Here is a 14,433-nt window from a genome sequence, read left to right as displayed (position 1 = left end):
GAAGGCATGCGGGTGGGATGCGAGCCGGTGATCAGCCGGACGGGCTGATCACCGAGGAGGGGTCGTTCGACGGCCCGGCCGGCGTGTTCTCCGCCGCGGTGACCGGCGGTGTGGTGGTGGCGGTGGCCGTGGCGGACGGCTGTCCGTACGTGGGGGTGGACGAACTCCCGTCCGCCCCGGGCGCGTTCGAGACCGTCGCGGTCGAGTCCGGGGGAGCGGAGTCCGTCGTGAGGGACGACGGCGGCCCGCTCGGCGGCTCCGACGTGCTCGGGGGCGCGCTCGGGGTGGTGGTCGTCGAGGCGCTCGGGACGGGTGTCGGGCTGACGGCGGGGCGGGGGTGCGGTGCGCTGGGCCGGTCGTCGGTGTGGCCGTGCGGCCACAGGAACAGGCCGAGGCCCAGCCCGGCCACCGCCAGCACGGAGCCGGCCGCCCGGCGCGCCGCGCGCACCCGGCGCCGGGTCCGCACGCCCGCGTGCAGCCGGTTCCGGTGCCGGGCGTCGAAGGCCGCCTGCTCCTGGGTGCTGTGCATCAGCCGCGTCAGCTGCCGTTCGAAGTGGTCCATGCCGTTCACGCGATCCGGGTGATCCCGCTCCTGCATGTGCTCCATGTGCTCCATGTGCTCCATGGGTCCCCCTCACCCCACCGGCTCGATGACGTCGGCCAGCAGCCGGCGCAGCCGGGCCACCCCGCGCGCGGCATGGGACCGGGCGGTGCCCACCGGGCAGCCCAGGACCTCCGCGACCTGCCGGTCGGGCAGGTCCTGGTAGTAGCGCAGGACCACGGCGGCCCGCTGCTGCGGGCTCAGGCGCGCGAGCGCCTCCTCCAGCCGGGACCGCTCGGCCACGGTCGCCGACATGTCGCCGGCCGCCGCCACCTCGGGCAGTTCCTCCACGGGCCGCTCACCCCACCAGCGCCGCCGGGCCGAGCGGGCCGCGGCGCGCGCCAGCACCGTGCGCACATACGCCTCCGGCGCCTCGTCGGCGACCTTCGGCCAGACGAACCACAGCTTGACCAAGGACTCCTGCAACAGGTCCTCGGCCCGGTGCCGGTCCCCTCCGGTGAGCAGACGGGCCAGATGGAACAACACCGACCAGCGGGCCGCCACGAACGCGTCGTACTCACCGGCCCGAGTCTGCTCCATCCTCACGGTCCCCGTTCTCGCCGGCTGTCTACACCAGGAGAAAGTCCCTGAACCCCCCGGGACGCTGCACTCGGTGGGCGTGATCCGCGTCACGCACAGCTCTCACACAGGCTCAGAACACCCTCAGCAGCAGCATCGCGCGCTCCGGCACCGTGACCTCCGTGCCCGCCGGATGGACCGTCCCCGGTGCCTGTGCCTGCTCCTCCCGGGAGGTGTCCACGAGCACCTCGTAGCGCTCCGCCCACGGCGGTCCCGGCAGGACGAAGCCGGTCGGGGCGTCGCCCGCGTGCAGGACCGCGAGGAAGCTGTCGTCCGCGACCGGCGCACCGCGCTCGTCCCGGCCCGGGATGTCCCGGCCGGAGAGGTACATGCCGAGCGTGGCCGCGGGGGCGTACCAGTCGCCCTCGGTCATCTCCGCACCCCGCGCCGTGAACCAGGCCAGGTCGCGCAGGCCGTCCGCCGAGTGGGCGCGGCCGGAGAAGAAGGCGCGGCGGCGCAGCACCGGGTGGCGGTGGCGCAGCGCGATCAGGCGGGAGGTCAGTTCCAGCAGGGGCCGCCAGGCCGGGTCGTCCCGCAGGGACCAGTCCAGCCAGCTGATCTCGTTGTCCTGGCAGTAGGCGTTGTTGTTGCCGCGCTGCGTGCGCCCGAGTTCGTCGCCGGCCACCAGCATGGGCACACCGGTGGACAGCAGGAGCGTCGTGAGCAGGTTCCGCAGCTGGCGGCGGCGCAGGGCCCGGACCCGCTCGTCGTCCGTCTCGCCCTCCGCCCCGCAGTTCCAGGAGCGGTTGTCGTCGGTGCCGTCGCGGTTGCCCTCGCCGTTGGCCTCGTTGTGCTTGCGCTCGTACGACACCAGGTCGCGCAGGGTGAACCCGTCGTGCGCGGTGACGAAGTTGACCGAGGCGTACGGGCGGCGGCCGCCCCAGGCGTACAGGTCGCTCGACCCGGACAGCCGGTAGCCGATCTCCCGGACGTCCGGCAGGGCGTGCCGCCAGAAGTCCCGGACCGCGTTGCGGTAGCGGTCGTTCCACTCGGTCCACAGCGGAGGGAAGGCGCCCACCTGGTAGCCGCCGGAGCCGATGTCCCACGGTTCGGCGATCAGCTTGACGCGCCTGAGCACCGGGTCCTGGGCGATCACCGCCAGGAACGGGGAGAGCATGTCGACGTCGTGCATCGAACGGGCCAGCGCCGCCGCGAGGTCGAAGCGGAAGCCGTCCACGCCCATCTCCGTCACCCAGTAGCGCAGCGAGTCGGTGATCAGGCGCAGCACCTGGGGCTGGACGACGTGCAGGGTGTTGCCGCAGCCCGTGTAGTCGGCGTAGCGGCGGGCGTCCTCCTGCAGACGGTAGTAGCCGCGGTTGTCGATGCCCTTCAGGGACAGGGTGGGGCCCAGCTCGCCCGCCTCGGCCGTGTGGTTGTAGACCACGTCGAGGATGACCTCGATGCCGGCCGCGTGCAGTGCGCGCACCATCCGCTTGAACTCGCCGACCTGCTGCCCCGTCGTACCGGAGGCCGCGTAGGCGGCGTGCGGGGCGAAGTAGCCGATGGAGTTGTAGCCCCAGTGGTTCCTCAGGCCCCGGCTCAGCAGGTGGTCCTCGTGCGCGAACTGGTGGACCGGGAGCAGTTCGACGGCCGTGACACCCAGTCCCACCAGGTGCTCGATCGCCGCCGGGTGCGCCAGGCCGGCGTAGGTGCCGCGCAGGTCCTCGGGTATGCCCGGGTGCAGTTTCGTGAAGCCGCGCACATGCAGCTCGTAGATCACCGAGTCCGCCCAGGGCGTCTTGGGCCGCCGGTCGTCGGACCAGTCGTCGTCATCGTGCACGACGACGCCCTTCGGGACGTACGGCGCCGAGTCCCGGTCGTCGCGCACGGTGTCGGCGATGTACTGCTCGGGCCAGTCCCGCACATGCCCGTACACCTCCGGCGGCAGCGTGAACTCGCCGTCCACCGCCCGTGCGTACGGGTCCAGCAGCAGCTTGGCCGGGTTCCAGCGGGCGCCGGTCCACGGGTCCCAGCGGCCGTCCACCCGGTAGCCGTACCGCTGCCCCGGCAGCACGCCGGGCACGAAGCCGTGCCAGATCTCGTGCGTCAGTTCGGTCAGCGGGACCTGGGTCTCCCGGCCCCGCTCGTCGAACAGACAGACCCGGACCGCCTCGGCCCCGCCCGCCCACAGCGCGAAGTTGGTGCCCGCGGCCCCGTCCGGGCCGACCCGGAACCGGGCGCCCAGCGGCGTCGGGGCGCCCGGCCACACCGCCGGGGCCGGCACCGCGGCGCGCCGGGCGCCGTTCACCACGGCAGGCTGCTGCCCGGTCCCGGTGGCCGGCTCCCCGGCCGGTGCCCGCTGCTCGGCTGCGCTCGTCACGTGTCGGCCCCTCTTCCAGTGGCTCGCTCCCGGGGCGGCGCGGTCGGCCGTGCCGACGAGCCGGGGGTGCCCCGCGGCACCCCCGGCCGGCCGGTACGGCTGCGCCCCGACGGTAGGGGGCGCCCTCCGGCTCAAGTCGGCGTCGGCCGTCCGGTTCCGTCCCTTCTCGCAGCCGGCCTGATCCGGAAGGCGCCCTCTTCGGCGATGGCGCGGCGGCTCCCCAGCGTGTCGTCCTTCCCTCTGTTCTGCCCAGTGCGTGCGTCGCACTCACGTTTCCCCGGAGCAGGCCCGGTCGTTGAGTCCCGCGTGAGGCACGTACAAGGACGCGCGCGGCGCGCGTGGGTCGCGCTTGCCGCCGTAGTGACATCGGCGGCACTACTGGCAGGCTGCTCTTTCGGGGGCTCCGGTCCCCTAGGGCTGGGCGGAGCGCTCGGCAAACCCCCGGCACCCGAGGACGTCATCCATGTCACCCCCGACGACGACAGCAAGGCCGTCCGCCCTGATCAGCGGCTGCTGGTCCGGGTACCCGACGGGCGTCTGGAGAAGGTGACCGTCGTGCGGTCGCAGGACGCCCAGGACTTCCCGGTCCCCGGGCACATCGGCGAGGACGGCATGACCTGGCGGCCGGACCAGGACCGGCTGGCGCTCGCCGCCAAGTACACCGTCGACGTGGTGGCGCGGGACGCGGGTGGCCGCCGCTCGGCCCGGCACACCACCTTCACCACACTCGTCCCGGATGAACGGTTCATCGCCTACGTCACTCCCGAGAACCGCGCCACCGTCGGCACCGGCATGATCGTCTCCCTCACCTTCAGCCGGGAGATCACCGACCGCGCCGCCGTGGAACGCGCCGTCCGGGTCAGCGCCCGCCCGGCCGTGGAGATCCGCCCGCACTGGTTCGGCAGGAACCGCCTGGACTTCCGCCCCGAGCAGTACTGGAAACCCGGCACCGAGGTCACCGTCGACCTGGGCCTGCGGGACGTCCAGGGAGCACCCGGCGTCTACGGGCTGCAGGACAAGTCCTTCTCCTTCACCGTCGGCCGCAGCCAGGTCTCGGTGGTGGACGCGGAGGAGCACACCATGCAGGTGCGCCGGGACGGCCGGCTCCTCGCCACCGTGCCGGTCACCGCGGGCGCCCCGAAGCACCCCACCTACAACGGCAAGATGGTGGTGATGGACATGCTGGAGGTCACCCGTATGAACAGCCAGACGGTCGGCCTCGGCGCCGAGTACGACATCCCCGACGTCCCGCACGCCATGCGGCTCACCGACTCCGGCACCTTCCTGCACGGCAACTACTGGAATCCGGACGCCCCCGGCGTCGTCAACGTCAGCCACGGCTGCGTGGGTCTGCGGGACGTCAAGGGCGGCAGTTCGGACACCCCGGCGGGCTGGTTCTTCGACCGCAGCCTCATCGGTGACGTCATCGAAGTCGTCAACAGCAAGGACAAGACGGTCGCTCCCGACAACGGCCTCGGCGGATGGAATCTGCCGTGGAAGGAGTGGAAAGCGGGCAGCGCGGTGAAGTAACCAGGTGAGGGGCCGGGTTCGGGCGGCGGTGGCAGGCGGAAGTTGCGACGCAATGGTGACATTCGCCTGACACCCTGCTCAAAACCGGCCGGTTAATATGCGCGCACACCAATGTGGTGGGGGAGCGGGCCGGACCAGGTCCGGCGAGGGGAGAACGCGTTGAACGTGCGGCCTATATCGGGGGCGTCGGTGGCGGGGCGGCGAGGCCGTAAGGGGCTGGCTCTCATAGCCGGCGCCCTGGTGCTCTCCCTCGCGGCGTGCGGCGGGAGCGGCGACAAGGGTTCGGGCAAGGGCCACGACGGCGGTACGCAGCAGGCCGAGCAGCAGTCCACCGCCGCCGTCACCATAGCGCCCAAGTCCGGTGCCACGGGCGTCGACACCAGCGGCGCGCTCAAGGTGGACGTCGCCAAGGGCAAGCTGACCGAGGTCACCGTCAAGGACGCCAAGGGCCGGGCGGTCGCCGGCACCGTCACCGGCGGGGGCGCGTCCTGGACGCCGTCGACGCATCTGGCCGCGTCGACCAAGTACACCGTGCACGCGGTGGCCAAGGACTCCGAGGGCCGCGAGTCCGCCGAGGACTCCTCCTTCACCACCCTGACCCCGAAGAACACCTTCCTCGGTTCCTTCACCCCCGAGGACGGCTCCACCGTCGGCGTCGGCATGCCGTTCTCGGTCAACTTCACCCGGGGCATCACGCACCCGGACGCCGTCGAGAAGGCCATCAGGATCAGGACCGAGCCGGCCGTCGACGTCGAGGGCCACTGGTTCGGCAACGACCGCCTGGACTTCCGGCCGGAGAAGTACTGGAAGGAAGGCACGAAGGTCACCGTCGACCTCGACCTGGACGGCGTCGAGGGCCGCGACGGCGTCTACGGCAAGCAGCACCGGACCGTGAAGTTCACCATCGGCCGCAACCAGGTCTCCGTCGTGGACGCCAAGAAGCACACGATGAAGGTCACCCAGGACGGCAAGGTCGTCAAGACCATCCCGGTCACCACCGGCAAGCCCGGCTACGACACCTGGAACGGCCAGATGGTCATCAGCGAGAAGCTCGCGGTGACCCGCATGAACGGCGAGACCGTCGGCTACGGCGGCGAGTACGACATCAAGGACGTCCCGCACGCCATGCGCCTGACCACCTCCGGCACCTTCCTGCACGGCAACTACTGGGGCGGCGACGCCTTCGGCAACTACAACGCCAGCCACGGCTGCGTCGGCCTGCGCGACGTGCGCGGCGGCTACGACGGATCCACCCCGGCCGCCTGGATGTTCAACCACTCCCTCATCGGCGACGTGGTGATCGTGAAGAACTCCCACGACCGCACGGTGGATCCGGCCAACGGGTTCAACGGGTGGAACCTGTCCTGGGCGGACTGGACGAAGTAGATCCCTGAGCGACGCGGGGCCCGGTGCTGTGAGGTACGGCACCGGGCCCCGCGCCGTTAATCCCCGTTAACCTGCCTCCATGACCGTGAATCTCGAAGTCGCCGAAGGCGTCGGAACCCTGCGCCTGGACCGGCCGCCGATGAACGCGCTGGACGTCGCCACCCAGGACCGGCTGAAGGAGCTCGCCGAGGAGGCCACGCGCCGTGACGACGTGCGCGCCGTGGTGATCTACGGCGGCGAGCGGGTGTTCGCGGCGGGCGCGGACATCAAGGAAATGCAGAACATGGACCACACCGCGATGGTCCTGCGCGCCCGCGCCCTGCAGGACTCCTTCACGGCCGTGGCCCGCATCCCCAAGCCCGTCGTCGCCGCCATCACCGGCTACGCCCTCGGCGGTGGCTGCGAACTGGCCCTGTGCGCCGACTACCGCATCGCCGCCGACAACGCCAAGCTCGGCCAGCCCGAGATCCTGCTCGGCCTGATCCCGGGCGCCGGCGGCACCCAGCGGCTGCCCCGGCTGGTCGGCCCCTCCAAGGCCAAGGACCTCATCTTCACCGGCCGTCAGGTGAGGGCCGACGAGGCCCTGGCGATCGGCCTGGTGGACCGCGTCGTCCCGGCCGCCGAGGTGTACGAGCAGGCGCACGCCTGGGCCGCGAAGCTCGCCCAGGGCCCGTCGATCGCCCTGCGCGCGGCGAAGGAGTCGGTCGACACCGGGCTGGAGACCGACATCGACACCGGCCTCGCCGTCGAACGGAACTGGTTCGCGGGCCTGTTCGCCACCGAGGACCGCGAGCGGGGCATGCGCAGCTTCGTGGAGGAGGGGCCGGGCAAGGCGAAGTTCCTCTGAGGCCCCTCGAGCCCTCTCAGGCCCTCGCCGGTCCACCGCGGTTCACCGCTCGTCAGCGGTGTGAACTCTCCCGTAACTCCTGCGGGTTCTCTTGCCCTTGACGCCTCGTCTCATCCGGGTACCTCGATGGGGCGGTTTATGGGAGCCTTAAGGCGGCCTTAAGCCTGCTCTGTCGAGGGAGCCTGTTGATTGCCCGGAAGTAAGCCGTCTTCGCAGGTCAATCGGAATGTACTGGCGAGCAACATGCCGTCGGCATATGTCGGCAGACCGGCGGAGAGCGGGGGCGCACGGAGGGCGTATTCCTCCGGAACGGCCCCCGAGGCGGCTCCGGGCCGCCATGATGGGGGCATGGCGGGGCTGGAGGGCATCGAACAGCCGCGGGGACACAGCCGTGCGGCCGCGGCGCGCTGGTCGCCCGCGGTCGAGGACGAACAGGCGCTCAAGGCGCTCGAACTGTTCGGCAACCCGGCGGAGGCGGAAGTACCGCTGCCGTCCCGCCCCGAGTCCGCGGCCACCGCCCGCCGGCTCGCCCAGGTCGTCGTCCTGCGCACCTGGCGGCTGTCGCCCAAACTGGCGGAGGACGCCGTCTTACTCGTGTCGGAACTGGTCGGCAACGCCGTACGGCACACCGGGGCCCGGGTCTTCGGCCTCCGGATGCGCCGCCGCACCGGCTGGATCCGCATCGAGGTCCGCGATCCCTCCCGCGGCCTGCCCTGTCTGATGCCGGTCCAGGAACTGGACGTCAGCGGCCGCGGACTGTTCCTCGTGGACAGGCTCTCCGACCGCTGGGGCGTGGACCTGCTGCCGCGCGGCAAGACCACCTGGTTCGAGATGCGGGTCGCCGACCGGTAGCACCGACAAGGCGAATACGACCCGAAATCATCCCCCTTTCGGGGCAATCGGACGTTTTCTTACCTACCGCCCCTTAAATGGTGCGGGTGACCACCACCAACCGACGCGAGGTGCTGCGCGCGGGCGCCGGGCTCGCCGCCGGCGGCGCGCTCGCCGCCGGTTGCGGCGCGGGCCACGCCGCCCCGTCCCCCACCCCGGCCGCCCCGTCCCCACCCCCCTCAGGCCGGCCCGCGGCCAGCGCCAAGGCCGCCCCCGCCCCCCGCGCGTACCCCGGACAGCCCGCCCAGATCACCCACGGCCCGCGCACCCGGTCCCAGGTCGCCCTCACCTTCCACGGCCAGGGCGACCCCGCCGTCGCCCACGCCCTGCTCGCCACGGCGGAGCAGCACGGCGCCCGGCTCACCGTGCTCGCCGTCGGCACCTGGCTGGACGAACACCCCGACGTCGCCCGCCGGATCCTCGACGGCGGTCACGACCTCGGCAACCACACCCAGCGGCACATCTCCGTCAACGACCTGCCCGAGGCAGGCGCCCGCAAGGAGATCGCCGACTGCGCGGACCGGCTGAAACGGCTCACCGGTTCCATCGGCACCTGGTTCCGCCCCTCCCGCTCGCCGACCGCCTCCCCGCTGGTCGCCCGGCTCGCCCGCACCGCCGGCTACCCGCACGTGCTGTCGTACGACGTGGACTCGCTCGACTACACCCGCCCCGGAGCGGCCGCCGTCACCCGCAACGTCCTCGCCGACGTGCGCGGCGGGTCGGTGGTGAGCCTGCACTTCGGATACCCGGACACGGTCGCCGCCCTGCCCGCCCTCCTCCACGAACTCGACCGCCGTGGACTGCGCGCGGTCACCACCACGGAGCTGCTGAGCTGATGCGAACCTTGAAAGCCGCCCGCCTGCTGGCCGCCGGTGCCGCCCTCACCGCCCTGACGCTGCTGTCCGCATGCGATTCCGGCTCCCCGCACCACGCGAACGAGGCCGGCAGCAAGGCCCCGGTCCAGCCCCGGGTGGACCAGCCGCGGGTGAACGTGCTGCCCGGGATGCCGCCGGTCGAGGACCTGAAGGACCTCTACTCCGCCGACCGCCCGGGCCGGCTCTCACCGGTCGTCAGAGGCTTCCCGTCCCGCGTGTACGTCCCCAACACCAACTCGGACACCGTCACCGTCATCGACCTGGAGACCTACAAGGTCATCGACACGATCCCGGTCGGCCGCCAGCCCCAGCACGTGGTGCCGTCCTGGGACCTGAAGACCCTCTGGGTCAACAACGACCTCGGCAACAGCCTCACCCCGATCGACCCGCGGACCGGCCGGGCCGGCAAGGCCGTCGATGTGCACGACCCCTACAACCTGTACTTCACGCCCGACGGCAGATACGCCGTCGTCATGGCCTCCATGGACCGCGCGCTGGTCTTCCGCGACGCCCACACCATGAAGACCGTCAAGTCCCTGCCGGTCAGCTGCTACGGCGTCAACCACGCCGACTTCTCCCCGGACGGGCGCTACTTCATCGTCTCCTGCGAGTTCAGCGGCGAGGTCCTCAAGGTCGACACCGCGAAGATGAAGGTCATCGAGCAGGAGAAGCTCCCGTACCACGGGGCGATGCCGCAGGACGTCAAGATCTCCCCGGACGGCAAGCTGTTCTACATCGCCGACATGATGGCCAACGGCCTGTGGATCCTCGACGGCGACAAGTTCACCCGGCCCCGCTTCCTCTACACCGGCAAGGGCGCCCACGGTCTCTACGTCAGCCGTGACTCCCGTGAGATGTACGTCTCCAACCGCGGCGAGGGCACCATCTCCGTCTTCGACTTCGCCCAGAACCGGCTGACCAGGAAGTGGCACCTGCCCGGCGGCGGCAGCCCCGACATGGGCGGCGTCTCCGCCGACGGCAAGGTGCTGTGGCTGTCCGGCCGCTACAACGCCGAGGTGTACGCCATCGACACCCGCACGGGGACGGAACTGGCCCGCATCAGGGTCGGCAGCGGCCCGCACGGACTGGCCGTCTATCCGCAGCCGGGCCGCTACTCGCTCGGACACACCGGCATCTTCCGCTGACCCCGTTCCGGCCGGACATGCCGCACGGGCCGACCGGGTCGAGGTCGCTTGCACCGGCCGTGGCACCGAGGGGTCGTCCCGGGCCGTTAATCTGACCAGCGTCAGTACGCCAGCACGGCATGAGAAACACGAGCAAAAGGGGCGGATCGGTGGCGGACATCGAGGAAGCACGCAAGCAGTTCCAGCGGATCGACGCGGACGGTGACGGATTCATCACCGCCGCCGAGTTCAAGTCCGCCCTGGCCCAGGAGGGTGACTGGAACGTCACCGAGACGGTCGCGGCGGCCATCATCAAGACCCGCGACCTCAACGGCGACAAGGTCCTGTCCTTCGACGAGTTCTGGGCCTACCTGAACAAGTGACGTGCGCGAAGGGGGCCCTCGCAGGCGAGGGCCCCCTTCGTCATGCCCGCCGGATCCTGACGCTCCAGCGCCCCTCGTGCCGCTCCAGCGCCAGCGGCAGGTCGAAGCACTTGCCGACCTGGTCGCCGGTGAGGACCTTCTCGGCGCGCCCCTGCGCGATCACCCGCCCGTCCCGCAGCAGCACGGCGTGCGTGGTGCCGGCCGGCAGCTCCTCCAGGTGGTGGGTGACGAGCACGGTCGCCAGCGCCGGATGGGCGAGCCGCAGCTCCTCCAGCGCCTCGATCAGCTGCTCCCGGCCCTGCAGGTCGAGTCCGGTCGCCGGCTCGTCCAGGAGCAGCAGCCGCGGCTCCGGCATCAGCGCCCGCGCGATCAGGGTCCGGGCACGCTGGCCCTGCGAGAGCGTCGGCCAGCGGGCGTCCCGGAGCGCGCCGAGCCCCAGCGTGACCATGAGTGCCTCGGCCCGTTCCCGCTGATCCGGGGACGGCCGCCACCGCGGCACCGGCTCCACGGAGTTCGTCACCCCGGTGAGCACCACGTCCCGCACGGCCAGCGGCGAGGTCAGCGGATGCCGCGGATTGACATGCCCGACGTGCGCCCGCAGCTCCCGCAGGTCCACCCGGCCCAGCCGCCGCCCGAGCACCTCGACCGCGCCCCGGGTCGGATGGACGACGGCACCGAGCAGGCCCAGCAGCGTGGACTTGCCCGCGCCGTTCGCGCCGAGCAGCGCCCAGTGCTCCCCGGCCCGGACGGTGAGGGACACCTCCTGGAGGATGGGCCGCCCGTCCCGGACGAAGTCGACGCCGTCGGCGCGCAGCACCTCACTCACCGGCCCACCGCCCGGTTCCGGCACGCCTGCGGCACGCACCATGGCGTTCGCGTGCCCCGGACGGCCGTCATGGCGGCGGTGTCACCGAAGCCGGCCATCGGGCCGGCCCCTTGCGCGAAGAGATGCAGAACGAGGTTCACCGGAGCGACGTTACCGGTCCGCTCCCCGTCGGCACAGCGGCATCACGGCCACGGTCACGGGACCGGCCGGCTCCGGCTCCCTCCCGCAACTCGGCCGCGACGCCGAGCAGTTCGGGGAGTGAGCCGGCGGCCGGCCTACGCCGCGCCCCTGCGGTACCGGCCCGGTGCCACCCCGTACTCCCGCTTGAAGGCCTTGGCGAAGGCGAACTCCGAGGTGTAGCCGACGCGTCCGGCGATCTCGCGCAGCGAGAGGTCGTCGTGGCGCAGCAGCCGGCCCGCCGTCGTCATCCGCCACCAGGTCAGATACGCCAGTGGCGGCTCGCCCACCAGCGTCGCGAACCGGCGCGCGAAGGCCGCGCGGGACAGCCCGCCGACGGCGCCGAGCTCCGCCACCGTCCAGGCGCGCGCCGGCTCGCCGTGGATCGCGCGGAGCGCCGCCGCGACCGCCGGATCGCCCAGCGCAGCCGCCCAGCCCCGCGCCCGGCCCGCCGCGCGCTCGCTCTCCCACCAGGCCCGCAGGATGTACAGCAGCAGTGTGTCCAGCAGCGAGGTGACGATCGCGTCGGTGCCCGGGCGCTGCTCCTCCAGCTCCATCCCGAGCAGCTCCACCGCGGCCCGCAGCGAGCGGTGGCTGCCGACGCGGGCGGGCAGGTGCACGACCTCCGGCAGCTCGGCCAGCAGCCGGTGCGCCCGGTCCCGGTCCAGCCGGTAGGTCCCGCACAGGGTGACGGTGTCCGGGCAGCCCTCCCGCGGTTCCTCGGGCGGCACCCCGCTCCAGGTGCCGTCCGGCAGCAGCCGTATCTCCTGCGTGCTCACGCCGGGCGCGCTGACCAGCGAGTGCCCGAACCCGTGCGCGAGGAAGACGACGTCGCCCGGGGCCAGCGCCACCGGCTCCCCGTCGTGCGGGACCAGCCAGGCCGAGCCGCGCAGCACCACATGGAACCCGGCCTCGTCCGCGGCGGCGAACCTGAGCCCCCAGGGTGCGTACTTGTACCGGCGCGAGGAGTGCGGCCGGCCGATGCGCATGGCCGCGACGACATCGCTGAGTACGTCCATGCCCCGCACCCTAGCGGGGCCGCCGTGCGGAAGACGTACGGACAGGAAACGAAGACCAGGGGACATGGAACGTCTTCCCCGCCGGACTTAGCGTCGACGGCATGACAACTTCCGCACACACTGTGCTCTTTCACGAGACCGGCGGCCCCGACGTCTTCACGGTCGAGGAGGTCGCCCTGCCGGACCCCGGGCCGGGCGAGGTGCTGGTGAAGGTCGAGGCGCTCGGGCTGAACCGGGCCGAGGCGATGCTGCGCGCCGGGACCTACTGGTACCAGCCGGCCCTGCCGGGCTCTCGCAACGGCTACGAAGCCGCCGGCGCGGTGGCGGCCGTCGGCGAGGGCGTGACGGCGTTCGCGCCCGGCGACCCCGTCCTCGCCGCGGCGAACTTCAACCTCAGCTCCCACGGCGTCTACGGCGACCTGGTGCTGCTGCCCGAGACGTCGGTCGTGCCGCGCCCGGCCGGCATCGACGCGGTCACCGCGGCCGCCGTCTGGCTCACCTACACGACGGCCTACGGGGCCCTCATCGAGCGGGCGGGCCTGGCGGCCGGGGACCATGTGCTGATCACCGGGGCGTCCAGCGGGGCCGGCACCGCGGCGATCCAGGTGGCCCGGCGGGCCGGTGCGGTGCCGATCGCCACCACACGCACCGAGGCCAAACGCAAGGCGCTGCTCGACCTGGGCGCCGAGCATGTGATCGTCACCGACGAGGAGGACCCGGTCGAGGAGACCCGGCGGCTGACCGGCGGCCGTGGCGCCGAGGTCATCATGGACGCGATCGGCGGTCCGGTCTTCCGGGAACTGGGCGGAGCCGCCGCCGCCGACTCCACCATGATCAGCTACGGCTGGCTGTCGGAGCGGCCCATCGAACTGCCCCGGAACTGGCCCGTCACCGTCCACGGCTACAGCAACTTCACCGTGACCGGCACCGCCGAGGGCCGGCGCCGCGCGGCCCACTACGTCGGCTCCGGCCTCACCGACGGCACCCTGCGCCCGGTGATCGCCGAGGTGTTCGACGGCCTCGGCACCATGGCGGACGCGCACCGCCTGATGGAGTCCAACCGCCACACGGGCAAGATCGTCGTACGCCCCTGAGCCCGTTCGTCCGATCGCCGCGGCGCGGAATAGTGCCCGCGCCGACGGGGTTGTCGCCCGACAACAGACGCATGCACATGCATGGAAGAACCCTGGAGGGTCTGTCATGAAGATCGGCATCATCGGCGCGGGGAACATCGGCGGCAACCTCACCCGGCGGCTCACCGCCCTCGGCCACGACGTCTTCGTGGCCAACTCCCGCGGCCCCGAGACACTGAGGGAACTGGCCGAGGAGACCGGCGCGACCGCGGTCCGGGCCGAGGAAGCGGCCAGGGGAGCCCAGGTCGTGGTCGTCACCGTGCCGCTCAAGGCGGTCCCGGACCTGCCCTCCGGTCTGCTGGACGGCGCCGCCGAGGGCGTGGCGGTGATCGACACCGGCAACTACTACCCGCAGCAGCGCGACGGCCGTATCGCGGCCATCGAGGACGAGGGCGTGACCGAGAGCCGCTGGACCGAACGGCACCTCGGCCACCCGGTGATCAAGGCGTTCAACGGCACCTACGCCCAGGACATCCTGGACCGCCCGCGCCCCGCGGGCGACCCCGGGCGCATCGCCCTCCCGGTCGCCGGCGACGACGAACGGTCCAAGCGCACCGTCCGCGCCCTCATCGACGAACTCGGCTTCGACACGGTCGACGCGGGCCCCCTCGACACCTCCTGGCGCCAGCAGCCCGGAACCCCGGTCTACGGCCTCCGCGCAGGTGTGGAGGGAGTGCGCAAGGCCCTGGCGGAAGCCTCCCCGGAACGTCCGGCGGACTTCCGGGGCTGAGGCCTCGCCGCC

The 14,433-nt window shown here is 72.2% G+C and carries 14 protein-coding genes; 9 read left to right on the top strand and 5 right to left on the bottom strand.

From position 1 onward, the window contains the following. Positions 1-31 precede the first annotated feature (31 nt). The 3 genes from IO33_RS0135765 to glgX all read right to left on the bottom strand — a co-directional run bounded on the left by IO33_RS0135765 (position 32) and on the right by glgX (position 3,500). Positions 32-625 (bottom strand): hypothetical protein, encoded by a 594-nt coding sequence (locus IO33_RS0135765; protein WP_031172901.1) that lies wholly within the window; start codon positions 623-625, stop codon positions 32-34. Between the two features lie 9 nt (positions 626-634). Continuing rightward, positions 635-1,141, bottom strand: a complete 507-nt coding sequence (locus IO33_RS0135760) for a SigE family RNA polymerase sigma factor (protein ID WP_031172899.1) — start codon at positions 1,139-1,141, stop codon at positions 635-637. Between the two features lie 112 nt (positions 1,142-1,253). Next, the gene (gene glgX, locus IO33_RS0135755; RefSeq protein WP_031172897.1) at positions 1,254-3,500 is read right to left on the bottom strand and encodes a glycogen debranching protein GlgX; all 2,247 of its coding nucleotides are present in this window, start codon (positions 3,498-3,500) and stop codon (positions 1,254-1,256) included. A gap of 306 nt (positions 3,501-3,806) precedes the next feature. Here glgX and IO33_RS0135750 point away from each other — a divergent pair, with 306 nt between their 5' ends. From IO33_RS0135750 to IO33_RS0135720, 7 genes are all read left to right on the top strand, one after another. Further along, positions 3,807-5,030: a L,D-transpeptidase gene (locus IO33_RS0135750; protein ID WP_031172896.1), complete on the top strand. Its 1,224-nt coding sequence runs from the start codon at positions 3,807-3,809 to the stop codon at positions 5,028-5,030. Between the two features lie 159 nt (positions 5,031-5,189). After that, positions 5,190-6,416 carry a L,D-transpeptidase gene (locus IO33_RS0135745; RefSeq protein ID WP_245235957.1) on the top strand — a complete coding sequence of 409 codons (1,227 nt, stop codon included), beginning with the start codon at positions 5,190-5,192 and terminating at the stop codon, positions 6,414-6,416. A 79-nt stretch (positions 6,417-6,495) separates the two neighbouring features. Then, complete coding sequence (locus IO33_RS0135740; RefSeq protein ID WP_031172892.1) at positions 6,496-7,263, top strand: enoyl-CoA hydratase/isomerase family protein; 768 nt, start codon at positions 6,496-6,498, stop codon at positions 7,261-7,263. 348 nt (positions 7,264-7,611) lie between these two features. Further along, positions 7,612-8,115 carry an ATP-binding protein gene (locus IO33_RS0135735; RefSeq protein ID WP_031172891.1) on the top strand — a complete coding sequence of 168 codons (504 nt, stop codon included), beginning with the start codon at positions 7,612-7,614 and terminating at the stop codon, positions 8,113-8,115. Between the two features lie 77 nt (positions 8,116-8,192). Continuing rightward, positions 8,193-8,990: a polysaccharide deacetylase family protein gene (locus IO33_RS0135730; RefSeq protein ID WP_031172889.1), complete on the top strand. Its 798-nt coding sequence runs from the start codon at positions 8,193-8,195 to the stop codon at positions 8,988-8,990. After that, complete coding sequence (locus tag IO33_RS0135725) at positions 8,990-10,174, top strand: YncE family protein (protein WP_031172887.1); 1,185 nt, start codon at positions 8,990-8,992, stop codon at positions 10,172-10,174. Before IO33_RS0135730 ends, IO33_RS0135725 begins: the two co-directional genes overlap by 1 nt. 149 nt (positions 10,175-10,323) lie before the next feature. Beyond that, positions 10,324-10,536, top strand: coding sequence for an EF-hand domain-containing protein (locus IO33_RS0135720; RefSeq protein ID WP_031172885.1), 213 nt, complete (start codon positions 10,324-10,326; stop codon positions 10,534-10,536). Positions 10,537-10,576: 40 nt separating this feature from the next. Here IO33_RS0135720 and IO33_RS0135715 read toward each other — a convergent pair whose 3' ends face one another. Next, complete coding sequence (locus IO33_RS0135715; RefSeq protein WP_031172883.1) at positions 10,577-11,404, bottom strand: ABC transporter ATP-binding protein; 828 nt, start codon at positions 11,402-11,404, stop codon at positions 10,577-10,579. Positions 11,405-11,637: 233 nt separating this feature from the next. Continuing rightward, positions 11,638-12,558: an AraC family transcriptional regulator gene (locus IO33_RS0135710; RefSeq protein WP_031172881.1), complete on the bottom strand. Its 921-nt coding sequence runs from the start codon at positions 12,556-12,558 to the stop codon at positions 11,638-11,640. Positions 12,559-12,659: 101 nt separating this feature from the next. Between IO33_RS0135710 and IO33_RS0135705 the strand changes: the two genes are divergently transcribed. Further along, positions 12,660-13,652: a zinc-dependent alcohol dehydrogenase family protein gene (locus tag IO33_RS0135705; RefSeq protein ID WP_031172879.1), complete on the top strand. Its 993-nt coding sequence runs from the start codon at positions 12,660-12,662 to the stop codon at positions 13,650-13,652. Between the two features lie 13 nt (positions 13,653-13,665). Continuing rightward, entirely contained in the window at positions 13,666-14,421 is a 756-nt protein-coding gene (locus IO33_RS0135700; RefSeq protein WP_078964022.1) for an NADPH-dependent F420 reductase, read from the top strand. Positions 14,422-14,433 lie beyond the last annotated feature (12 nt).

The sequence above is a fragment of the Streptomyces durhamensis genome (assembly GCF_000725475.1).
GTDB lineage: Bacteria > Actinomycetota > Actinomycetes > Streptomycetales > Streptomycetaceae > Streptomyces > Streptomyces filipinensis.
This window is presented reverse-complemented; position numbering and strand designations above follow the sequence as displayed.